Source organism: Pandoraea iniqua, assembly GCF_902459685.1.
Classification (GTDB): domain Bacteria; phylum Pseudomonadota; class Gammaproteobacteria; order Burkholderiales; family Burkholderiaceae; genus Pandoraea; species Pandoraea iniqua.
Genome location: NZ_CABPSF010000001.1, coordinates 160,359 through 182,991, shown reverse-complemented (window position 1 = coordinate 182,991; position 22,633 = coordinate 160,359). Strand labels below are relative to the sequence as shown.

Genomic DNA, 22,633 nt, shown 5'->3' with positions numbered 1-22,633 from the left:
GCCCCGATATCTTATACGAGTGTCACGTGTCACTTCCGCCCAATGACGCGTGGATGACCACCGAATGACCGCCGACTGGCGGCCGGATGACTGACGAGTTACCGACGAATTACTGACGAATCAGCGCCATCGCGCAATCGAGCACGGTGCGCTTGAGATCGGCCATGCCTTCGGGCGGCAGGAACGGTCCCATCATGTGGCGATACGACACCGTTTTGCTGATCGCCGAGGTCAGCATGAAGAACATCACGTCGGCGTCTTCCACGCGGCGGTCTTGCGCGACGAGCCAATCGGCCACCAGCGGCACCATCGCGTCGCGATAGGGGCGCACGAGGCGCTGCGTGAGGATATCGAGCCGTTCGCCTTCTTCCGTGGCCGCCGTGGAGAAGAACATGCCGATGTCCGGGTTATCGAACACCGCTTCCACAAACAGCTGAACCGCCTGTTCGATCCGCTCGGCGGGCTCGATCGGGGCATGGCGCAACGCCAGCGTGTCGTCGATCAGCGAGCGCGTGAGCGTCGCGATCTGATCGACCACGGCCACCCACAGCGCTTCTTTCGAGCCGAAATGATGCGCGATCAGCGCTGCATCCACCCCTGACGCCTCGGCAATCTGCCGCACGCTGCTCGCATAGAAGCCCCGCTGCGCAAAGATCCGCCGGGCGTTATGCAACAACGCTTCGGCACCGTGCGTGCAGTTATCGGTGGGACGGCCGCGCGTACGTTTGCGCGGCAGGTCGGCTTGCGAGACAGCTTTAATCGGAGTCATTGAGCGATGGGTTAGTCGAATTTGCGACAGCAATGCACCAAGTCTAACCGACCCGCGCGCACCTGCCTGCCCAGACACACCCCATTTGACACATAGGGGGCACGGTCGCTATTATGCGCTTATTCATCACTTGTTGAATTGGACATTTCCCCCCCAAATGTCTCCCGCTAACCGAATCGTGATCGTCGGTGGTGGTGTTGCCGGCCTGATGCTGGCGACCCGCCTGGGCCGCACGCTGGGTCGTACCGGCGTTGCGCGCGTGACGCTCATCGACAGCCACCCCACGCATCTCTGGAAGCCGATGCTGCACACCATTGCAGCCGGCACCCGCGATGTGGCGCGGGCGCAGGTCGCCTATCTGGCGCATGCGTGCAGCCATGGCTTCACGTATCAGGTCGGGCGTATGTGCGGGCTGGATCGCCGCAGCCGCGAGATCGTGCTGGGGGAAATGGACGCGCCGGACGGTTCGCGTCTGCTCGGCGAGCGCCGGGTGCCCTACGACGCGCTGGTGCTTGCCCTCGGCTCGCAGGCCAACGATTTCGGCATCCCCGGTGTGCGCGACGTGTGTCATTTCATCGACAGCCAGCCGCAGGCCGAAGCCTTCAACACCGCATTGCGTTGCGAAGCCTTACGCAGCACCGTGAACGACGACGCATTACGTGTCGTGATCGCGGGCGGCGGCGCCACGGGCGTAGAACTGGCGGCCGAACTGAGCCGCATGTTCGAAATGGCCACGGCCTATGGCGACCCGCAAATTCGCGAACGTCTGAAACTCACACTCGTTGAAGGCGGCCCGCGTGTGCTGGGCGCCTTTCCGCCGGAGATTTCGTCAGCCACCCAAGCGCAACTCGAGCGCCTTGGCTTTCGTGTGCTGACCGATACGCGCATCGTGTGCGCCGACCGCGATGGCTTCTACCGCGACGACGGCCAGTTGATCCCGGGCGATCTGCTCGTGTGGGCCGCTGGCGTCAAAGCACCTGACTTCTTGCAAGGCATCGGTGGACTCGACACCAATCACGCGAACCAGATCGTGGTGCGCGCGACGATGCAGACCGCACAGGACGAGCGCATTTTCGCCGTCGGCGACTGCGCTTCACTCGTGCCCGCAGACGGCGAACGTGCCTTGCCGCCGACCGCGCAAGTGGCCACGCAGCAGGCCGCGCATCTGAGCCGGCATCTGGGTGCGTGGCTGGAAGGTCATGCGATTCCGCCGTTCGGTTATCGCGATCACGGGGCCCTTGTGTCGCTCTCGGACTACAACGCGTTCGGGGCGCTTGGGCGATTTGGTTTTTTCAAAGGTGGCATCGTGCGCGGACGCTTTGCGCAGTGGAGCCACGCGATGTTGTACCGGCGTCATCAACATGCGCTGCACGGGGTGGCCCGTGCGACAGCGCTGTTGGGTGCCGAAAAACTCGGCGGCCTTCTCGGGCCGCGCATCCGGCTGGCCTGACTATGCGAAGCGAAAACAGAACCAATTGCAGCAACCGGGGCGGCCGCGGCCGCGCATCCGGCGTATCGAGTGCCTCGGGCGCGTCATTGCGCAAGAAGGGCGTTTGGCAGCACACCGTGGCCATGCTCGATGCGAAGCCGGTCGAGTGCCGGCCGGTGATTCCGTACACGCGTCGCGCACCGATCGTGCGCGTGCTCGAAATCGCGAGCGAACTGACCATCACCGTGTCGTGGAACGACGCGATGGGCGGTAACTACGGCGCGCAGATCTGGCGCGTGCGCAAGGCCCATCACCCCGGCGTTTGTGCGCTCACGGGCGCACCGATCGACGTGGGCGATTTCGTCTACCGTCCGCTCTTCGGTGACATTCCGCCGCTCAACGCCGACGCCATGATCTCCGCCGAGTCGATCCGTCGCGAAGAGCCTGCGCTTCAGGACGCCTGATTTCCGAATCGATTCGCCACTGGCCGCTCGCTGATAGCGCAGGGCTGATGGCGGATCGTCGATACCCCCGCGCTGAATGCAATCCCCCCTGTATCGATTCAGCGTGTTGCCGCCCCGTAGAGGGCGGTTTTTTTTCGTCGAACGAGCGTTGCAACGGTTACGTCTGTTACCAGCAGAGGGAACGACCGGCGACAACTTTCGGATTAGGCTTAGCGCAATCCAAACGGGCGTCGCACATTTCGTCGATCGCCCGCCGCACAAGCCTTCAGGGAGACCCCCGACCGATGAACAAACGCCATTTCACCTTCCTTACGCCGGTTGCGGCAATCGCCACCCTTGCCGCCATTGGATGGATGGCCATGAGCGCGCGCAGCTACGCCGCACAACCCGGCGCCGATCCGCAAAGTGCCGCCATCAAGACGCTCGTTGACCAGACCGTCGCATCGGTCATGAAAGACAACGCCGTCCCGGGCATGGCCGTCGGCGTGATCGTTGACGGCAAGTCATACGTCTTCAACTACGGCGTCGCCGACAAGGCAGCAAACAAGCCCGTGACGGCTGACACGCTGTTTGAGATCGGCTCCGTCAGCAAGACCTTCACCGCGACGCTCACCGCCTACGCGCAAACCACCGGCGCACTCTCGCTCACCGACAAGACCAGCCGCTTCCTGCCGTCGCTGGCCGGCACGCCCTTCGGTGAGCTCACGCTGCTCAATCTCGGCACCCACACGGCCGGCAGCCTGCCGCTGCAAGTGCCGGACGGCATTCGCGACGACGATCAACTGCTCGCCTATCTGAATACGTGGAAGCCCGCGAAGCCGCCGGGCACCGTGCGCACGTATTCGAACGTGAGCATCGGCACGCTCGGCTGGATCACGTCCCGCGCGATGGGCAGCGATTTCACGACGCTCATGACCCAGCACGTGTTCACGCCGCTCGGCCTGTCGCATACCTATCTGCACGTGCCTGCCGATCAGATGGCGAACTACGCATGGGGCTATTCGAAGACCGACAAGCCGGTGCGAATCCGACCAGACATTCTCGAATCGGAAGCCTATGGCGTGCGAACCACGGCGGGCGACTTGCTGCGTTTCGTCAGCGTGCAACTTGGCAAGCCGGTCGGTGACGCCAAGTTGCAGCAGGCGATTCACGACACGCGCATCGGCTACTACTTCGACAGCCCGATGACGCAAGACCTGATCTGGGAGCAGTACCCGTACCCGGTCACGCTCGATTCGTTGCTCGTGGGCAACGGTCCAAAGATGGCGTACGAGACCACGCCGGCGCGCGAGCTTTCGCCGTCGATTGCCCCGACACCGGCGGTCTGGGTCAACAAAACCGGCTCGACGAATGGTTTCGGCGCGTATGTCGCGTTCGTGCCCGCCAAGCAGATGGGCATCGTGATCCTCGCCAATAAGGCGTTCCCGATCGCGGAGCGCGTGCGCGCGGCTCATCAGATTTTGTCGACACTCGACGGCGCAGCCCGCTAACGGTTTCGCGATGCTCAAGTCCGTACTGTCTTTCGGCGTCACCCTTTCGCTGATCACTGCCGCCACCATGACAGATGCCGCGACCACCGAAATGCAGGCACCGGGTCCGCATGGGCCGCTCGCGGGGATGCTCGAGTCTCCCGCGCAACCCATCGCCACGGTGCTCATCATTCCCGGCTCCGGGCCGACGGATCGCGACGGCAACAATCCGTTGGGCGTGCGTGCTGAGCCATACAGGTTGCTCGCCGAAGGGCTGGCCGCGAATCGCATCGCCACCGTTCGCATCGACAAGCGCGGCATGTTCGGCAGCGCGAAAGCCGTGGCGGATGCCAATGCCGTGACCGTCGACGATTACGTGCAAGACACATTGACGTGGGTCGGCACCATCCGTCAGCAAACGCGTGCACCTTGCGTCTGGCTGCTGGGTCACAGCGAGGGGGGATTGATGGCGCTGGCAACGGCGGCCCGTCATCCGGAGGGCGTCTGTGGACTGATTCTCGTGTCGACGGGCGGACGGCCGTTGGGCGATGTATTGAGCGAGCAGTTGCACGCCAACCCCGCCAACGGTCGCATCGCCGATGCGGGCGACGCCGCCATTCGCGCGCTCACAAAGGGCGAGCATGTGGACGTCAAGACACTGCCCGCGCCGCTGGCCCCGCTCTTCGCACCGGCCGTGCAGGGCTTTCTCATCAGCCTGTTCGCGCAAGACCCGGCCAAACTGATTGCCGACGTGCGCGTGCCCACACTCATCGTGCAAGGCGAGCGCGACCTGCAAGTCGGCGTTGTCGATGCACAGCGGCTCAAGCAGGCACAGCCCGCAGCAACGCTCGCCTTGCTGCCCGATACGAATCACGTACTGAAGGCAGTGACCAACGACAACCGCGCAGCGAACATCGCGACCTACGGCAACCCGTCACTGCCGCTCGCGCCGGAAGTCGTCGCCACGATTGCCCACTTCGTCTCCACCCACCTGACCACGGACAACGCGCCGCCAACGCCAAAGTGATCGTTGACGGCGCGCCACACGTCACACGTCACACCGACGCCGGGTCCAGCTTCTCCGGATCGATACCGTATTTGACGATGGCCTCGGCGGCACGCTCACGCGGCAGCTTGCCTTCGTCGGCCAGCGCAGTGAGTGCCGCAAGCACGATGAAATGCCGATCCACTTCGAAGAACGTCCGCAGCGATTCGCGCGTATCTGAGCGGCCGAAACCATCCGTGCCCAGTGTCACGAACCGCCGGTCCGAAACGAACGGGCGAATCTGATCGCCGATGATCTTCATGTAATCGGTGGCGACCACCAACGGCCCATCCCGCTGCGCGAGACATTGCTGCACGTACGGCACGCGCGGCATTTGCGACGGATGCAGGAGATTCCAGCGTTCCACCGCGAGCCCTTCGCGTCGCACTTCGGTCAGGCTCGTCGCACTCCAGATGTCGCTCGCCACGCCGAAATCCTTCGCCAGCAACTCGCCCGCCGCCATGACTTCGCGCAGAATCGCGCCACTGCCCATCAGTTGCACGCGAGGCGCGTCGGCCACCGGTGCGGCGCCTTCCTGCAACAGATACAGCCCCTTGAGAATGCCCGCTTCGGCGCCTTCCGGCATGGCCGGGTGCTGGTAATTCTCGTTGAGCAACGTGACGTAGTAATAGACGTCCTCGTCGTTCGCATACATGCGCCGCATGCCGTCTTGCAGAATCACGGCCAGCTCGAACTGGAACGTCGGGTCGTACGACACGCAATTCGGAATCACGGACGACAGCACGTGGCTGTGCCCATCGTCGTGTTGCAGCCCTTCGCCCATGAGCGTAGTCCGCCCGGAGGTCGCGCCGAGCAGGAAGCCCCGCGTGCGCGCATCGCCGGCCGCCCACGCCAGATCGCCGACCCGTTGCAGACCGAACATCGAGTAGAAGATGTAGAACGGAATCGTCGCGAAGTCGTGCGTGCTGTACGACGTGCCCGCTGCAATCCACGACGCAATGGCGCCCGATTCATTGATGCCTTCCTGCAAGATCTGACCGTCGCGCGCTTCCTTGTAGTAGCTCAACTGCCCGGCATCCTGCGGCGTGTAGAGCTGGCCGAGATACGAGTGAATACCGATCTGGCGGAACAGGCCCTCCATGCCGAAAGTGCGTGACTCGTCCGGCACGATAGGAATGACGCGCTTGCCGATTTCGGGATCTTTGAGCAGCGTGGTTAGCATGCGCACGAACGCCATCGTCGTCGACAACTCGCGCTCGCCCGAGTCCTTCAATTGCCCACCAAATGCACTCAACGGCGGAATCGACAGCGGTGCACGAAGACCGAAACGCGCCGGCAGGTTTCCGCCCTGTGCCGCAAGCCGCGCCGCAAAGTAGCGGCCTTCAGGGCTGTCCGGCGACGGCTTGAGGTACGGCATCGCTTCGAGCTGATCGTCCGGCACCGGCAAATCGAAGCGATCTCGAAACGCGCGCACGGCATCGGCACTCATCTTCTTCAACTGATGGTTGACGTTCTGCCCTTCGCCCGCCTCGCCCATGCCGAAGCCCTTGACCGTCTTCGCGAGAATCACCGTCGGCCGCCCTTGGGTGCGCATCGCCTGCGCGTACGCTGCGTGCACCTTCAGCGCGTCGTGACCGCCACGGGCCAGTTGCCAGATCTCGTCGTCGCTCAGGTGCGCAACCATCGCCAGCAACTCGGGCGATTTGCCGAAGAAGTGCTCGCGCACGTAGGCACCGTTTTGCGACTTGAACGTCTGATAGTCGCCGTCGACGCAGGCCATCATCCGCTCGCGCAGCAGACCGTGCGTGTCCTTTTCCAGCAAGGCGTCCCAACCGCTGCCCCAGACCACCTTGATGACGTTCCATCCCGCCGCGCGGAAGGTGCCTTCCAGTTCCTGAATGACTTTGCTGTTGCCACGCACTGGCCCATCGAGCCGTTGCAAGTTGCAGTTCACGACGAAGATCAGGTTGTCGAGCCGCTCGCGCCCGCCGAGCGAAATCGCGGCCAGCGACTCGGGCTGGTCCATCTCGCCGTCGCCGAGAAACGCCCAGACCTTGCGGCCCTGATGCGGCTTGAGGCTGCGGTATTCGAGATAGCGCATGAAACGCGCCTGATACGCGGCGGTGAGGGGCCCGAGCCCCATCGACACCGTCGGAAACTGCCAGAAGTCAGGCATCAAGCGGGGATGCGGATACGACGAAATACCGTCGCGGCCCGCCTCGCGCCGGAAGTCATCGAGCTGCGCCTCGGTAATGCGGCCCTCCAGATACGCGCGGCCGTAGATGCCGGGCGCGGAGTGCCCCTGAATGTAGATCATGTCGCCGTCGAACGTGTCGGTGCGGCCACGGAAGAAGTGGTTGAAGCCCACGTCATACAACACTGCCGCCGACTGATACGTCGCAATATGCCCGCCGACGTTCGAGTGCTTGCCCGCGCGCAACACCATCACCATCGCGTTCCAGCGAATGAAGGCGTTCAGGCGCCGCTCGATAGCGAGATCGCCCGGATAGTCCGGCTGACGCGACTTGGGAATCGTGTTGACGTACGCCGTCGTGACGCGCCCGTGGTAATCGCCATGACGCTCGAAATCCCAATCGGCGAGGCGATCCATCAGGTAGTGCGCGCGGGCGCGGCCTTCGTATTGCGTCACGCCGTCGAGCGCGTCGAGCCACTCGCGCGTCTCTTGCGCGTCGATATCCGTGGGCGAGGAATTTGCAGCGTGCGCCGCCAGCAGCGGTTGAGTCATGACATGCCTCCTTGTGAGTTGCAATTGCAATCGTCTTGCCGGCCATTCTAGCCATGTACAATTGCAACTGCAACTCACATTCGAATTTGACGAGGGCCCTCATGAGTTCAACCGACCCCGATCTGTGGTTTTCCTTCGTGCGCGCGCACCGCACGATGATTCGCGAAATCGAGCGCCGTCTGGCCGACGCTGGCTTGCCGGCCTATGCGTGGTACGACACGCTCTGGGGGCTGGAAAGCGGGCCGGACGGCACCCGCCGCATGCATGAACTGGCCGACGTGCTCGCCATCGAGCGCTACAACCTCACGCGGCTGATCGACCGGCTGGAGCAGGAAGGGCTGGTGACGCGGATGCGCTCGCCGGAAGACGGCCGCGCCGCCTACGCGACCATCACCGACAAAGGCCGCACGCTGCGCAAGAAGATGTGGAAGGTCTACCAGTCCACGGTCGCAGAGCTGTTCCTGAGCCAATTCCGCGAGAAAGACGTGCGCCCGACGGCCGAGGCCCTTGATCGCGCCAGCGCCGCCGCTTTCGAACTCCTCTCCGACAGCAAACGCTAGGGCCCACAAGCCTCAACTGCCATCTCTGGACGTGCCTCGCGACCTCCCCGGTCGCCCGATGGGTGTGCGTGCCGATGACTCGCTTGCGGTTCAAAACGAAACCGCATAGGATTGCAATTGCAACGATTGCAATTGCAATCCATAATTCCCTAACGCGAAATCATTCCTGAAGTCATTCGGCGACCGCCCACGAGAGGAACGTCATGGCACACCCCATCACGCTGTACACCGCAAACACGCCCAATGGGCTGAAGATCAGCCTGTATCTGCATGAAGCCCGGCTGGCTTATCGTCAGATCGACGTCGATCTGTCGGCAGGCGAACAGAAGCAGCCCGAGTTTTTGCGGCTGAATCCGAACGGCAAGATTCCGGTCATCGTCGATCACGAACGCGATCAGACGGTATTCGAGTCGGGAGCGATCCTCACCTACCTCGCGGACAAAACGGGGGTTTTGCAGCCTGCCACTGAGGCCGGGCACCTCGCCGTGCAGCAGTGGCTCCATTTCCAGATCGGTGGCATCGGCCCGATGCTCGGGCAGTTGTGGTGGTTTTTACACGGCGCGAAAACAGACAATCGCGAAGCCATCGAGCGCTATCGCAAGGAGTCGCTGCGTCTGCTTGGCGTGGTCGAAGCGCGTCTTGCACAGTCCGCCTATCTCGCGACCAACGACTATTCAATCGCCGATATCGCGGCGTTCGCGTGGCTGCGCACGTACGAAGAGTTGCGCCTCGATATCGCCGCGTTTCCGCATATGCGGCGCTGGCTCGCGACCATTGCCGAACGGCCAGCCGTACAGGCGGCCATCGTCGCGAATCGCGGCGTGCCACTGGCGCAGGAGGAATGACGCGATGGCTTGGGGATATTTGCTGCTGGCGGCCGCGCTTGAAATTGCGATGGGCATCGCCCTCAAGCTCAATAGTGGCTGGACGCGCGTCACGCCCAGCGTCGTCGCACTGGCCGCGGCGCTGGCCAGCATCTATCTGCTGGCGCTGGCGTTGAAGACGCTGCCGGTCGGCACGGCGTATGCCATCTGGACGGGCATCGGCACCATCGGTCTGGTCGTTATCGGTGTGATGGTCTTCGGCGAAGCGTTGACATGGTCGCGCGGCGGCTTCCTCGCCCTCGCGATTCTCGGCATTGCAGGGCTGCGCATGACGGGAGGCGAGGGCTAAAGAACGCGGCGTTACGCCGGCATTTGCGCGAATCCGGCGGCCAGATCGTCCATCAGATCCTGTGGGTCTTCCAGACCGATGTGCAGCCGCACGATCGGCCCGGCCGTCGACCAGTCCTCACAGGTGCGCGTGCCGGCAACATTCGACACGGTCGCCAGACTCTCGAAGCCGCCCCACGACGCGCCGATACCGAACAGGGTCAACGAATCGACGAAGCGGTCTGCCTGCAAAGCCGTAGCGTTCGCGAACTCGAACGAGATCAGCCCGTTGGTGCCCAGACAATCGCGTTGCCACAGGTCATGCCCGGGGTGCGAGGGCAGGGCCGGACAGAAGACACGCGCCACCTCGGGCTGACTCTCCAGCCAGTGCGCAACTTCCAGCGCGTGGCGCTCGTGCATTTGCAGGCGGGCCGCCAGCGTGCGCGTGCCGCGCAGCACGAGATAAGCATCGTCCGGGCTCACGGCCACGCCCTGCGCATCGGCCATCGTCGAGAGCGTCTGCCAGACTTCCTCGGTGGTGGTGACGGTGCCCATCATCACGTCGGAGTGCCCGCTCAGATACTTCGTCGCCGCCATCACCGATACATCCGCACCAAGCATCAGCGGACGATATTGCACGCCCGATCCCCAAGTGTTGTCGGCCACCAGCAACGCCCCGTGACGGTGAGCGAGATCGGCCAGCGCGGGGATGTCGCACATTTCATAGACGAGCGAACCCGGCGCTTCCACGTACACCAGCTTCGTGCGGGCGGTCATGTGCTCACCGACATCGCTGCCATCGGCGCGGAAGTAAGTGACATGCACGCCCCACGGCTTGAGGAATGTCTCGACGAAGTGCCGCAGCGGCTGATACACGCAATCGGCGATCAGCACGTGATCGCCGGGGCGCACGTAAGCGAGAAACACCATCGAGATCGCCGCCAGCCCGGTCGGGAAAAGCCGCGTGCGATAGCCGCCTTCGAGCGCAGCCACCACGTCTTCGAGTGCAAACCCGGTCGGATTGCCGCGCGCGCCGTAGGTGAACATGCGTTCGGTGCTGCGACGGCGACGGGCATCGTTCAGATCGTCCATCGAGTCGAACAACACGGTGGACGCGCGCACCACGGGCGGGTTGACGGCACGGCCGCCGACGACAGGGGTGTGCGTGCCGCCCTTCACAAGACGGGTGGCAAGACGTTGGGGGGGCGTTTGTCGGGACATGATCAGGGCGTTGGCAATGACCGGCAGGTCGGATTCGTCGCGTGCGCGACCGGGCCGCGCACGCACAGGCACTGCGACTGCAATTACTTAGCGGCGGCGGCGATACCGCCGATAGCGCCAATGCGGAAAGCACCGCGCTCCTGCTCGTCGAGCTGGGCGAGCAGGCCCGTCTCCCACGCCAGATACTGACGTGCGGCCGCCTTGTTACCGTCGTGGCGGTCGTGCACGAAGAACAGGTAATCGATGCACTCGGCATCCGCCGGCAGGTCGGGCGTACTCATGCCCGGCTGGCCCGCCGCCGTCCACGCCTTGAACCCGCCAGCCAGCAGCGAGAACGTGCGCGAGTCGGCAGGATGGGCGCGGCGCCAGTCGGCCACGAACAATTCGGCAACGCCGCGCTCATCGGCCACGAGCACGACATTATGCGCTGCCGGCAACTGCGGCAGGTGCGGACGAATCGCCCAGTGCGATCCCGGAATATGTTCGCGCCGGTAGCTCATGCTCGGGCGCACGTCGATCACGGTAACGCTGTCGTCAGCCAGCGACCCGGCGAGCGCAGCGGCATCGATCTCCGGAAGCGTGATGTCGAACGCGGGCGTCGTGGCGGCCAGCGATACGCCGCTGTCGAGTCCATCGCGCAACACACAGGCGTCGTGACCCAGCTGACGCAGCCAGCTAGCGACGATCGGTGCGCGCACGCCGTCGTTGTCGAACAGCACCACGCGGGCATGACGCACGCCCACATATTGGTCGGTCGCCTGAATCAACTGGCCGCCCGGCGTGTGCTGCGCGCCCGGCAACGTGCCGGCGGCGAATTCTTCGGGCGTGCGCACGTCGCACAGGTACAGCGAGCGCGACGCGTCGGCAGCCCACTCGGCAAACGTCGCTGCGTCAATTTCCGGCACGGCGAAGCGCTCGGCCAGCGCATCGCTGGCTTCCTGCATCTGGGCGACGTTCGACGGCGCCACGGCCTCCGGATAACGGCGCGTGCTGCCGTGTTCGAGCGGCAGGTCTTCGAGGTACCAGCCTTGCGTGCCGTTCTCGAGCGCCATCACCGGGTTCGGAATGCCGAGATTGATGAGCGTCTGCGCGCCGATGATGCTGCGGGTACGCCCGGCGCAATTCACCACGATGGGCGTTTGCGGGTTCGGTACCAGTTCGCGAATACGGTAGCCCAGCTCGCCGTTCGGGCAGCAGATCGACGACGGAATCGTCATCTTCAAATACTCGTTGACGGGGCGGCCATCGAGAATCACGACCTCGTCGCCGCGCTCGCGCATCGCGGCGAGTTCACGCGCGGTCACGCGCGGCGTGTGATACGCCAATTCCACCAGTTCACCGAACGTCTTCGACGGCACATTCACCCCGGCGAACAACGCATAACCCGCTTGTTGCCAGCCTTGGGTGCCGTTCTCCAGCACATGCACGTTCGTGTAGCCAAGCGCCGCCAGACGTGCGGCTGCCTCCACGGCGACCGTGGCATCGGTGTCATAGACCACCACGCGCGCATCGCGGCGCGGCGCGAGCCGGGGAATATCGAGTTCGAGGCGGCTATAGGGCAGCGTCACGCCGTAGAACAGGTGGGCTTCGCCGTACTGGCCGTGCTCGCGCACGTCGAAGACGGCAATCTCGGCGCCGTCGTGCAGCCAGTCCTTGAGCTGGGCGGCCGGCACGAATGAAGGAGTGAACGAGGTCATAGCGTAGCGTCAGTTTTCGAAGTTCGTCGCGGCGTTTGCCGAAACGTAGGGATGAGCGAGCCCGCACCGCCGGTCAGGGCGGTGTGATGCGGGGGGCGCGAGATTCGCTCGCGCCGTCAGGAATTACCGCCGCCGGTGCCGCGTCAGGCGCTCAGCGCACCACGCAGGCGGCGGTTTTTATCGGTGAGTGTTTGCGCTTATCGACGTGTCTTCACGCCGATGTCCATCACCTGATACGTGCCTTTATCCAGATCGAACGTGATGCGCTCGGTGAGCGTCTCCAGAGCGCGGCCGTACATGTGCAGATGGCGAATGGGGGCTTCGCCCTTGATCTCCACGGCGTGGATATCTTCCGAAGCGAGCGCAATGCCATGCCCCGGGTCGACCACGACGGTGTCGCTCACTTCGAGCGTGCCGACGCCGGGCGTCGCGCCGTCGTCGGTGCGGCGATACACGTAGTTGTATTCAGTGCCGTCGACCGCCGCGATACACGCCCACGTGGTGTGGTTGTGCGGCGTGATCTTCTTGCCGGGGCGCATCACGTTGAGATACAGCGCATAGGTGCGGTCGGCATCTTCGTGAATCAGATAGCGCGCTTGCAGCTCACCGTCGTTCGGCGGCGGGAAATCGGCGTCGTTCCACAGCGCGGTGCGCGCGGCGAGCGATTTGACCTGTTCGAGCACGGCAGCGAGTGCCGGGCGCGTCTCGCCCGCCGGGGCCAGTGCTGCCTTCATTGCGGCGATGGCATCGGCCACGACGGCCTGACGTTGTTCGGTTTGCGTGGACATGGTGAGGGTGTTCTCCGTGAAGCTTTGTTATGGATGTGCCCGAAAACAGCTGACTGGGGCAGTGTCGCGTGTGTGTTTTATCGTTATGGGGTATCAGGCCGGTACCGCGTCGCGGGGCACGCTCACGAACGGTTGGGGACGCAGCACGTCTTGCAGGAACCGCTGCGCACGCGCGTGCTTCGGCTGACTGAAGAACTCCGCCGGCGGTGAGTCTTCGAGCAATTCACCCTGATCCATGAACCAGACGCGGCTCGAGACGTCGCGGGCAAACCCCATCTCATGCGTGACGATCATCATCGTCAGACCTTCGTCGGCGAGGGCGCGCATGACTTGCAGCACTTCCTGCACCATCTCCGGATCGAGCGCACTCGTCGGCTCGTCGAACAACATGAGCGGCGGCTTCATGGCCAGCGCGCGCGCAATCGCCACGCGCTGCTGTTGCCCGCCGGACAGGTTGGCCGGCATCGCATCGATCTTGTGCGCGAGGCCCACCTTCGCGAGCAGCGCTTCGGCTTGCGCCGTGGCTTCATCGCGCGACATGCCGAGCACCTTCGTCGGGCCGAGAATCAGGTTCTGCCGCACCGACAGGTTCTGAAACAGGTTGAAGCTCTGGAACACAAAGCCGATGCGCGCACGCAACTGGTTGAGCTTCACGTCGCGCGCCGTCACGTCCTTGCCTTCGAACAGGATGCGTCCCTGCTGAATCGCTTCCAGCCGGGTGACGGTGCGGATCAGCGTCGACTTGCCCGAGCCCGACGGCCCGCACACGACAACGACTTCGCCGCGCTCGATGGTGGCGTCGATGCCCTTGAGCACGTGATGCTCACCGTAGTACTTCTGGACATTCTCGAATGCGAGCATGGTCATGGCCGCGTTCTCCTTCTGAATACTTGAGTGCTCACTTGGGTGCTTCATGGGCTCAGGCCAACCCCGCGCGCTGGCGGGCGATGCGACGCTCCAGCCAGCCGGCGAAGCGCGAGATGGCGAAACACACCACGAAATAGAATGCTGCGAGCACGAGGAACGTTTGCAGCGGCTTGGTCAACGTGATCGTGTTCACCTGCGCGGCCGAGTACGTCAGCTCCGGCACACCGATGACGTAAGCCAGCGACGTCGCCTTGATGATCGACACGAACTGATTGACGATCGACGGCAGCATGTTGGCGAGCGCCTGCGGCAACTGCACGTAGCGCATGCTTTGCAGCCACGACAGCCCGTTCGAGCGCGCGGCTTCCATCTGTCCGCGCGGCAGGCCTTCCAAACCGGCACGCACGATCTGCGACAGGAAGGCGCTTTCGTAGACGATGATGGCGCAGACCGCCGTCGTGAACGCCGAGACTTCGGCCCCCACCAGCAACGGCACCGCGAAGTACGCCCAGAAGATGATCATCAGCAGCGGAATGCCGCGCACGAGGCGCGTCCACACACCGATCACACGGCGCAGCCAACGCCACGGCGAGACTTGCCCCATACCGATCGCCACGGCAATCGGGAACGAGATCACCAGCCCCAACGCCGAGAGGATGAGCGTGACCGCCACGCCGCCCAGCGGGCCGTTAGGCCAGCTGCCGACGAGGAACAACGCGAGATAGTCGTGAAGAATCTCGAACATGGCCTCAGACTCCCGACGGCGCCGTACGGCGCTTGGCAAAATGCTCGGAGAGCGCCATCAAGGCCAGCGTACCGATCAGATACAAAATCGTCGCCACCAGAAATACGTCGAATGTGCGGAAGGTCAGGTTATCGATCTGACGCGTGCGATACAGCAGCTCGTGCACCCCGATAGCCATCGCCAGCGAACTGTTCTTGAAGAGCAGCAGCGCCTGATTGAGCAGGGCGGGCAACGCCGCGCGAATGCCTTGCGGCAGGATCACGTAGCGAAACGATTGCAGATACGTCAGGCCGATCGACCACGCGGCTTCCTGTTGGGTGTGGGGAATGGCGCGCAGGCCGGAGCGCATGTCTTCCGAGATGAACGCCCCCGCGTTGAGCGCGAGCGCCACCGTCGCGAAGAAGAACTCGGTGTTGCCGGCATTGATCCAGTCACGCGCGCCATCGGGCAGCAGTTGCGGCACGCCGAAGTACCACACGAGAATCTGCACCAGTACCGGCACATTGCGGTGGTACTCGACCACCACGATCACGAAGCCCTTAAACAACTTCACCGGCATGGCGCGCAAGGTGGTGAGCACCACGCCCACCACGACCGCGAGCAGGCCAGAGACCACGAACAGGCGCAGCGTCGTCAGCACCCCATCGCGAAACAGCTTCAGGTAGCCGTCTTCAAGCAAAAACGAGAGATCGAACATCGCGGGGCGTCTCGCTTACTGCACTTTGATCGGCTCGACCTTGTAGTCGCGCGTGAACTTGTAGACGGACTTGGCGCCCAGCCACTTGTCGAAGCTGTCCTGCAAGCCGTTGGTCTTGTCATAGTCGAGCAGGATCTTGTTGACCGCTGCCATTAGTGCCGGCTCGTTCTTGTTGGTCACCACACCCCAGCGCTCTTCGTAGACCGGCTTGGTCAGCAGGCGAAATTGCTGCGTCTCACCCTTGGCGGCGGCGTCGCTGGCAAAACGCGCCAGAATCAGCTGACCGGCGACGAGACCTTCCACCTTGCCTTGTTTCAGCGCGAGGAACGCCGACGAGATGTCGTGGAACGTGAGCAGGTTGGAGTCGGGCAGGCGCGTGACTGAGACTGCCGCGGAGCTGGAGCCTTCGGAGGCAGCGATCTTCTTGCCGGCGAGTTGGTCCAGCGTCTGGATCGGCGAATCGGCGCGCACCAGCACGCGAATCGGGGCAACGAAGTATTGATCGCTGAAGTCGACCTGTGCGGCGCGTGCGGGCATCCACGCGACGGCAGCGGCCAGCACGTCGACACGGCGTGTCTTCAACTCAGCGATACGGGCATCGGTCGACAGCGCACGGTGTTCCAGCTTCACACCGAGACCCTTGGCGATCGCGCTGCACACGTCGACGTCGAAGCCGACGATCTTGCGCGTGGCGGCATCGGGGAACGCGTACGGCTCGCTGGCGTTCTGCGTGCCGCAAACGAGCGTGCCGCGCGCCTTGATGTCAGCCAGTTGGTCGGCGTGCGCGAGGCCCGTCATGGCGAGGGTCGCGAACAGCGCGGCTGCAAGGTGTCGTTGCCACATGATCCTGAGTCTCCTTGGGTTGGACCGTTTGAGGGGATCCATTAGCGGGGGAGTGATCTGCCCTCGGTCACATAAATATTGCTTGAGTGTTATGCAGGTTATCGACCAAAATCTGCAAGAACAATTTAATTTTTATCCCAGATACATTAGCAACTCTGAAGTATCGACACGGAACCTCATGCGAAATCTGGATATCGATCTACTGCGCACTTTCGTCGCGATTGCCCAGCACGAAACCTTTGCGGCAGCGGCCACGCGCGTGGGCCGCACCCAGTCGGCGATCACGCAGCAGATGCAGCGGCTGGAGCAGGAAATGGGCTGCCCGCTGTTCGAAAAGCAGGGGCGTCAGAAGACGATGACCGCCGATGGCGTGCGGCTGGTGGCGTATGCCAACAAGATTCTCGCGCTCAACGATCAGGCGGTGCAGGTCATGCACACGCGCGGGCCCGCGGAGAAGCTGCGCATCGGCTCGCCGCACGATGTGGCCGACTCGATACTGCCGAGTATGCTGCGCCGGTTGTCGAAGCTGTCCGGCGAGTTGCAACTGGAAATCATCGTCGGGCGCAGCCCGCACCTGATGGACGCGTTGCGCGACAAGGAGCTCGATCTGGCGATCTCGACACGCTATGACGAAGGGTTTCCGGGCATTAAGCTGCGCACGTCGCCGATGGTCTGGATCTGTGCGGACGACTTCATCTTCAATGCCGCCGAGCCGGTGCCGCTCGTCATGGCGGACGAATTGAGCCTGTTCCGGCGGTTATCCATCGAACGGCTCAATGCGGCCGGTATTGCGTGGCGAACCAGCTTCCATTCGCCCACGCTAACGGGCATCAAGGCCGCGATCAGTGCGGGGCTTGGCATCACCGCGCGCACCACCGAACTGCTCGACGCCAATATGCGCGTGCTCTCGGAGGCGGACGGTCTGCCCCGGTTACCCGATGTGGCGTTCTATCTGTATGTGCAGCCCACGTGCACGAGTCAGGTGCTGCGTGAGCTGTTCGAGTCGACCGAACACATCGCCACGCGCTTCGGGCCGCCGTTTCTGATCGGAGAGTAATGGACGGTGAGGCGCGCGTGGCGTGAGGGGGCGATGCTAATGGCTTATGCCTGCGGTGCCGTGCCCGGACGCAGATAAGCCAGCACATGCGGCACGTAGTCGGCCTTGCCGAGTTCGACGCCGTGGTGACGCAAGATGCCGTAAGCCGTGTTGATATGGAAGTAGAACTGGGCGAGCAGCCAGTCGCGCGCGTACTGATCGCCGGTCATGTCGAACACGACGCCGTTCGGCAGTGAGAGCGACACGGTGAGGTCTTTGCCCGCGTCGAGTGCGCCCGGCGGCAGGGCGTCGAGAAACGCGAGTGAACGCGCGAGGCAAGCCTTGGCGTCGTCAAACGTGCCCGGCTTCTGGTTGGCATTCCAGCCTTCGCGCTGCACATCGAGCGCCGCCTCGGCCACGGCTTCTCCGCGCAGTCGATAAGCCGGCTCCATCGCCTGATAGCTCACGAAGCGCACTTGGGCGGCGAGCGGATACATGTCGGGGGCGAGACGCAACGTCATCAGCGCGTTGGGGTCTTTACCCGCTGAGCGTTCGTATTCTGCGGCCTTATCCAGCCAATTAGACAACGCGCGCAGCATCTGCGACAGCGTGGGGACAAGCAGCTCGGTCAACGTCATGCGAAAACTCCGGTGATTGGCTCAAAGCGGTGACGGCAGGTATTGCCGCCGCGCGAAGCATAGCGCGATAGCGCCGGTTTCGCCGATCAGAATGCGCGCTGCGGTCAGCCGTCCGGTCGGGTGAATCAAGTCGTCGCGACCAACAGGTCTTCGGCATTCCCGGGCGGACGCAAGCCATCGCTGCGATGCGCAAAATAGCGTTGCGTCAGCGTATGGGCACTGACGTGCTGCGCCGTCTTGAAGCCGTTTTCCGTCGCCAGCGCCATCATCTCGTCCGGCTGGAAGAAGCTGATGAACGGCGTGCCGCTCGCGCGCGCGCCTTTCTCCGCCATTTCCAGCCCGGGACGCACATCGGCGTCCGCCATCGCCAGCGGCCACAGAAAGGTCATCGCAAACGTGGAGCCCGGCGCAAACGCCGCCACCTCGCGCAACGTTGCCGCGTTAGCCTCACGCGTGAGGTACATGCTCACGCCGGTCGAGACGACGACGGCGGGCTTGTGGGCGTCGAAGCCTTCATGCAGCAGCGCGTCGCGCCACGACTGACCTGCCTCGAAGTCCACCGGCACGAACCGTAGCGTGTCGGGCACGCCGTAGCCGAGTTCGACGAGCCGGTTGCGCTTCCATTGCTGCGGCCCCGGACGGTCCACTTCGAAGATCGTCAGGCGCTTCGCGACATCGGGGCGCCGTTGCGCAAAGCTGTCGAGCCCGGCGCCGAGAATCACATATTGCTGCACCCCGCGTTGCGCTTCGCTTACGACAAGGTCTTCGATGAATCGGGCTCTGGCCACGATAGACGCGCGAAACGGGCGGGTGAATGCCGGATTCATGTCGCCCCGCTCGCGCCAGTCGGCGGGCGGGTCTAGCAGCTTCAGGCCGATAGCGTCGTCGAGTACCGGCGGGGCGGCGTCGATTTCACGGTGAAGGCCACGCCACAGCGCAACGCGCGCGGCCGTGCTTTCCGGTGCAATGTCGTGGGAATCCGTCATGGGAAGATGCCTCGCACAAGCGATGCCGGGCTGGCAGAGGCTTCAATTCTGGCATAGCCGGCCGTCACTGTGATTTGTCTCAGTTTGCACGGAACGTCCCGCCCGGTATCGTTGAATCAACTCGCGAAAACGCGAGACCGATGAAACCGAATAGTGGAGGTCGATATGCCCTGGATGGCTCTCTTGGACGGATTGGTGGCAGTGGGTTCGGCAGCAGCACGGCTCGCCCCGGTGGCCAAATTCCTCGCACAAACGGTCGATATCTTCTGCTGAACGGCGGGTTCGGCATCGTGGCGATGTCGCCGAAGTCACCGAAGTCGCCGAAGTCCAGTTACCGACGGCCGTAGTGCCCCGCCATGAAGTCGATGAACGCGCGCGCTCGCGGGTTGACGTGGCGCGTACGCGGATACAGCGCGTAGTAGTGATGTGCCCCCATGCGGTACTGCGGCAGCACCCGGACGAGCGTGCCTCGTGCGAGTTCGGTGCGCACGGTGCGCTCGGTGAACGCGGCAATGCCCGCACCGGCGAGCGCCGCAGAAAACAGCGCGGGAATCGCGTCACTGGTGAATCCACCCGCAGCCGGCACGCGATGCAGCTCGCCCGCGGCGTCGGTCATCGACCACTCCGCCGCTTGCCCCGGCCGCACGGACGCGAGGCGTCGATGGCTCACCAGATCTGCGGGCATCGACGGTAAGCCGTGTTGGGCGAGATACGCCGGTGAGGCGACGATAACGGTATCCGACGTCGTCAGCAGCTTCGCCATCAGACTGCTATCGGCCAGCGGTGCCGCGCTGATGCGCAATGCAACATCGAAGCGCTCAGCGACGAGATCGACGAACTGGTCGCTGCACGACAACGTCAAGGCGATATCGGGATATTGCGATTGAAAAGCCGGCAACCAGTCGGCCAACTCCAACGTGCCGATGGCTAACGGCACCGTCACACGCAACGCACCGCTCACCTGTTCGCGCTCGCTCGACATGGCATGCGTCATGGCATCCACGCGCGACAGGATATCGAGGCAATGCCGGTGATAACGCTCCCCGGCACTGGTCACCGTGAAACCCCGCGTGGTGCGATTGAGCAGTTGCACGCCCAACGCCGCCTCGGTCTGCTTCAACTGCCGCGACACGCTGGAATGCGACATGCCGAGCACGTCCGCCGCCGCCGAAAAACCCTTGGCGTCGACGATGGTGCAAAAGATGCGCATTGCCAGCAATTGATCCATGACGGATGTCGTGAGCAGGTCAGAACGGGAACGGGGCCGCCATCAACGCAGCGGCAGCCGGCGAATGCCGTCGGTGGTCATCACATCGCCGAAAGTGTCTTCGATTTCGGCGAGCGCCGCGCGGTGCAACGCATCGCTCGACACTTGCGAGCCGTCGGCACGCGTGATGTCCCGGGTGGCGGTGGCGTCCGATGCTACCACGACGGTATAGCCCAACGGCACGGCATCCCGCGCGGCGCCGGCCACGCAGGCATGCGTCATCAGACCGGCGATGATGAGCGTATCGATGCCCTTTGCCTTGAGCCGTTTGTCGAGATCGGTGCTGGCAAACACGCTGACCGTCGTTTTCTGCAATACCGTGTCGTGTGCACGCGGCGCCATCCCCGGCACGAACGCGACCGTTGACCCGTCATTCGCAAACACAGCGGCCCCCGCGGGTGCGACGTGTTGAATCTGGAACGCGGGAATCTTCGCTTCGTCGGCAAACGCGATGAGTTGCTTGGCGTTTTCCATAGCCCGGGCACCGTCGCGAATCGGCATGCGCCCGGTGAAATATTCGTTTTGGAAATCGATCACGAGGAGCGCCGTGCGCTTCGGATCGAGATGATCCAACGGCGTCGCGCCGAGCATCGTGCGGATGGTCGGATGCGCAGCGGCCTCCGACGCGGGTGCCGCGCCAACGGTGGCGGCACCGAGCGAAAGACCCAACGCGGCCAGTTTGAGCGTGCGAAGCAGAAAGTGCGTCATGTGCGGAATCCTCTATCGGAAACAATCGAGGCTCCCAGTCTAGGGACGCGGCAGGGCGTCGACCAGCCGCCCCGCCGCACAGGATTTGTTTGCCGACCGCACTAATCGACGCAGAGGATTGACCGGCTCAGCCGTTGAACCAGAGATGCGACGCGCCCTGATAGCCGACGTACAGGCCGACCAGAATGATCAGCGCGCCCGAGAAATACGGCGCTTTTCTCGCGAATTCACCGAAACCACGCCAGCGTCGCGATACGTGCCGCACACTCAGCGCCGCCAATACCCCGGAGACGACCATCGTGAGGGCCAGCCCGATGCTGAAGCACAACACGAGCCCGGCACCCAGTACAAAGCGCTTGAGCTGAAGGCACAGGAGCAACACCGTAATCGACGCCGGACACGGCACGAGACCGCCCGTCACGCCAAACATCACGATCTGCCCTGTGGTGACATTGCGATCGCCGAAGCGCTTCTCGATGTCGCGGGCATGGGCACGTTCGTGGGCATCCTGATACTCGGTGGTCGCCATCCCCGACGCTACACGCCCTTGTGCGGGCTGCGCATGGGCGTAGGTGTGGGCGACGCGGCTCAGGTTCTGATGCTGCACATGTCCGGTGTGAACGTGCCCGGGCTCGTGGCCAGCATTGTGGGCGCGGGCCCGAGCGTTGTCGCGCCACGTGCGCCACAACATCCAGCACGCGATCAACACGATCAGTACCGCCGACGCCAACTGGAAATACGGCTCTGTCGCGTTGGCATCCCAGCCGCGTCCGAAGTACAGGCCGGCCATCGCCACCAGCCACACCACTGCGGTATGCGAGACCGTCGCCGACAAGCCGAGCAGCACCGCCTGCCCGACCGTGCCGCGAATCGCGACGATAAACGCCGCCATCATCGTTTTGGAATGCCCGGGCTCGAGCCCGTGCAGCGCGCCCAGCAGGATCGCGCTCGGAATGAACAGCCAGGCGTTGCCTTGCTGAAGGAGGGTCGAGAAATCAGTCATGAGACAGCTCGCGAACAGACGGGGAAGATCGAACAGCGCGGTCGCTATTCGACGGAGCGAGTCGGAACGTGGCCCGAAACGGCCACCCGCGACTGCCGCCAATATACTCCCCACCAGTATATTTGTGTTAGCATTTTTTTCACGGATTTCCCGGCATCTACAGGAGCGCGGCCAGACGTGCATACGATTCGAGACAAGAACAAGCTGTTGGCACGGGTTCGCCGCATCCAAGGGCAGGCGCAGGCGCTTGAGCGCCAACTGGATCAGGAGGGCGACTGCGTCGAAATCCTGCAACAGATCGCGGCCATTCGCGGCGCGGTCAACGGGCTGATGGCGGCCGTCATCGAAGGCCACCTCGTCGACCATCTGGTCAACGAACCCGATCAGGCGCAGCGGGAGACCGAAATGGCCCCGATGCTGCATGTCATCAAGACCTATCTGAAATGACCTGCCTCCCCGCACTCGCCGCGCGCTGGGTCATCCTCTAGGTCATCCTCTGGGTTATCTTCAAGCAGCACTATCTCGCCCCCTGATCTGCTCACC

The 22,633-nt window shown here is 63.6% G+C and carries 23 protein-coding genes; 9 read left to right on the top strand and 14 right to left on the bottom strand.

The annotated features are described in order from the left end of the window. Positions 1-109: 109 nt before the first annotated feature. Positions 110-769 carry a TetR/AcrR family transcriptional regulator gene (locus tag PIN31009_RS00750; protein ID WP_058376694.1) on the bottom strand — a complete coding sequence of 220 codons (660 nt, stop codon included), beginning with the start codon at positions 767-769 and terminating at the stop codon, positions 110-112. A 157-nt stretch (positions 770-926) separates the two neighbouring features. On the opposite strand from PIN31009_RS00750, the gene PIN31009_RS00745 reads away from it, so the two are divergent. The 4 genes from PIN31009_RS00745 to PIN31009_RS00730 all read left to right on the top strand — a co-directional run bounded on the left by PIN31009_RS00745 (position 927) and on the right by PIN31009_RS00730 (position 5,158). Further along, on the top strand, positions 927-2,219 hold the full coding sequence (locus PIN31009_RS00745) for an NAD(P)/FAD-dependent oxidoreductase (RefSeq protein ID WP_150788988.1): 1,293 nt from the start codon (positions 927-929) through the stop codon (positions 2,217-2,219). A gap of 2 nt (positions 2,220-2,221) precedes the next feature. Beyond that, a complete protein-coding gene (locus tag PIN31009_RS00740) occupies positions 2,222-2,662 on the top strand; it encodes a DUF3331 domain-containing protein (RefSeq protein ID WP_150682646.1) in 441 nt (146 codons plus the stop codon). Positions 2,663-2,946: 284 nt separating this feature from the next. Then, positions 2,947-4,152, top strand: a complete 1,206-nt coding sequence (gene blaPNC / locus PIN31009_RS00735; protein WP_150788987.1) for a PNC family class C beta-lactamase — start codon at positions 2,947-2,949, stop codon at positions 4,150-4,152. Between the two features lie 10 nt (positions 4,153-4,162). Continuing rightward, a complete protein-coding gene (locus PIN31009_RS00730; RefSeq protein ID WP_246185463.1) occupies positions 4,163-5,158 on the top strand; it encodes an alpha/beta fold hydrolase in 996 nt (331 codons plus the stop codon). 28 nt (positions 5,159-5,186) lie between these two features. Here PIN31009_RS00730 and aceE read toward each other — a convergent pair whose 3' ends face one another. After that, on the bottom strand, positions 5,187-7,883 hold the full coding sequence (aceE, locus tag PIN31009_RS00725) for a pyruvate dehydrogenase (acetyl-transferring), homodimeric type (RefSeq protein ID WP_150788986.1): 2,697 nt from the start codon (positions 7,881-7,883) through the stop codon (positions 5,187-5,189). A gap of 101 nt (positions 7,884-7,984) precedes the next feature. On the opposite strand from aceE, the gene PIN31009_RS00720 reads away from it, so the two are divergent. The 3 genes from PIN31009_RS00720 to PIN31009_RS00710 all read left to right on the top strand — a co-directional run bounded on the left by PIN31009_RS00720 (position 7,985) and on the right by PIN31009_RS00710 (position 9,616). Further along, entirely contained in the window at positions 7,985-8,443 is a 459-nt protein-coding gene (locus PIN31009_RS00720) for a MarR family winged helix-turn-helix transcriptional regulator (protein ID WP_058376688.1), read from the top strand. A 203-nt stretch (positions 8,444-8,646) separates the two neighbouring features. Continuing rightward, positions 8,647-9,288, top strand: a complete 642-nt coding sequence (locus PIN31009_RS00715; RefSeq protein WP_150788985.1) for a glutathione S-transferase family protein — start codon at positions 8,647-8,649, stop codon at positions 9,286-9,288. Between the two features lie 4 nt (positions 9,289-9,292). After that, entirely contained in the window at positions 9,293-9,616 is a 324-nt protein-coding gene (locus PIN31009_RS00710; RefSeq protein ID WP_150682642.1) for a DMT family transporter, read from the top strand. An 11-nt stretch (positions 9,617-9,627) separates the two neighbouring features. Here the strand turns inward: PIN31009_RS00710 and metC are convergent, their stop codons facing one another. From metC to PIN31009_RS00675, 7 genes are all read right to left on the bottom strand, one after another. Beyond that, positions 9,628-10,815 carry a cystathionine beta-lyase gene (gene metC, locus PIN31009_RS00705; protein WP_150788984.1) on the bottom strand — a complete coding sequence of 396 codons (1,188 nt, stop codon included), beginning with the start codon at positions 10,813-10,815 and terminating at the stop codon, positions 9,628-9,630. A gap of 83 nt (positions 10,816-10,898) precedes the next feature. Next, positions 10,899-12,512 (bottom strand): rhodanese-like domain-containing protein, encoded by a 1,614-nt coding sequence (locus PIN31009_RS00700; protein WP_150788983.1) that lies wholly within the window; start codon positions 12,510-12,512, stop codon positions 10,899-10,901. A gap of 197 nt (positions 12,513-12,709) precedes the next feature. Further along, positions 12,710-13,300, bottom strand: a complete 591-nt coding sequence (locus tag PIN31009_RS00695) for a cysteine dioxygenase family protein (protein WP_087690563.1) — start codon at positions 13,298-13,300, stop codon at positions 12,710-12,712. Between the two features lie 93 nt (positions 13,301-13,393). After that, positions 13,394-14,161, bottom strand: a complete 768-nt coding sequence (locus PIN31009_RS00690) for an amino acid ABC transporter ATP-binding protein (protein ID WP_150789594.1) — start codon at positions 14,159-14,161, stop codon at positions 13,394-13,396. A 58-nt stretch (positions 14,162-14,219) separates the two neighbouring features. After that, positions 14,220-14,912 carry an amino acid ABC transporter permease gene (locus PIN31009_RS00685; protein ID WP_058376682.1) on the bottom strand — a complete coding sequence of 231 codons (693 nt, stop codon included), beginning with the start codon at positions 14,910-14,912 and terminating at the stop codon, positions 14,220-14,222. Between the two features lie 4 nt (positions 14,913-14,916). Continuing rightward, complete coding sequence (locus PIN31009_RS00680; protein WP_150682638.1) at positions 14,917-15,609, bottom strand: amino acid ABC transporter permease; 693 nt, start codon at positions 15,607-15,609, stop codon at positions 14,917-14,919. Positions 15,610-15,624: 15 nt separating this feature from the next. After that, complete coding sequence (locus PIN31009_RS00675) at positions 15,625-16,452, bottom strand: transporter substrate-binding domain-containing protein (RefSeq protein WP_150788982.1); 828 nt, start codon at positions 16,450-16,452, stop codon at positions 15,625-15,627. A gap of 178 nt (positions 16,453-16,630) precedes the next feature. Between PIN31009_RS00675 and PIN31009_RS00670 the strand changes: the two genes are divergently transcribed. Then, positions 16,631-17,509 carry a LysR substrate-binding domain-containing protein gene (locus PIN31009_RS00670; protein WP_087690569.1) on the top strand — a complete coding sequence of 293 codons (879 nt, stop codon included), beginning with the start codon at positions 16,631-16,633 and terminating at the stop codon, positions 17,507-17,509. A gap of 44 nt (positions 17,510-17,553) precedes the next feature. On the opposite strand, the gene PIN31009_RS00665 is transcribed toward PIN31009_RS00670, so the two are convergent. From PIN31009_RS00665 to PIN31009_RS00645, 5 genes are all read right to left on the bottom strand, one after another. Continuing rightward, positions 17,554-18,126 (bottom strand): DUF1993 domain-containing protein, encoded by a 573-nt coding sequence (locus tag PIN31009_RS00665; protein WP_150788981.1) that lies wholly within the window; start codon positions 18,124-18,126, stop codon positions 17,554-17,556. A gap of 125 nt (positions 18,127-18,251) precedes the next feature. Next, positions 18,252-19,112 (bottom strand): class I SAM-dependent methyltransferase, encoded by an 861-nt coding sequence (locus tag PIN31009_RS00660; RefSeq protein ID WP_150788980.1) that lies wholly within the window; start codon positions 19,110-19,112, stop codon positions 18,252-18,254. Between the two features lie 331 nt (positions 19,113-19,443). Continuing rightward, complete coding sequence (locus PIN31009_RS00655) at positions 19,444-20,340, bottom strand: LysR family transcriptional regulator (protein WP_150788979.1); 897 nt, start codon at positions 20,338-20,340, stop codon at positions 19,444-19,446. Positions 20,341-20,382: 42 nt separating this feature from the next. Next, complete coding sequence (locus PIN31009_RS00650; protein WP_150788978.1) at positions 20,383-21,087, bottom strand: cysteine hydrolase family protein; 705 nt, start codon at positions 21,085-21,087, stop codon at positions 20,383-20,385. A gap of 127 nt (positions 21,088-21,214) precedes the next feature. Further along, positions 21,215-22,090, bottom strand: coding sequence for a nickel/cobalt efflux protein RcnA (locus PIN31009_RS00645; RefSeq protein ID WP_150788977.1), 876 nt, complete (start codon positions 22,088-22,090; stop codon positions 21,215-21,217). Between the two features lie 177 nt (positions 22,091-22,267). Here PIN31009_RS00645 and PIN31009_RS00640 point away from each other — a divergent pair, with 177 nt between their 5' ends. After that, complete coding sequence (locus PIN31009_RS00640; RefSeq protein ID WP_058376673.1) at positions 22,268-22,537, top strand: metal/formaldehyde-sensitive transcriptional repressor; 270 nt, start codon at positions 22,268-22,270, stop codon at positions 22,535-22,537. Positions 22,538-22,633 lie beyond the last annotated feature (96 nt).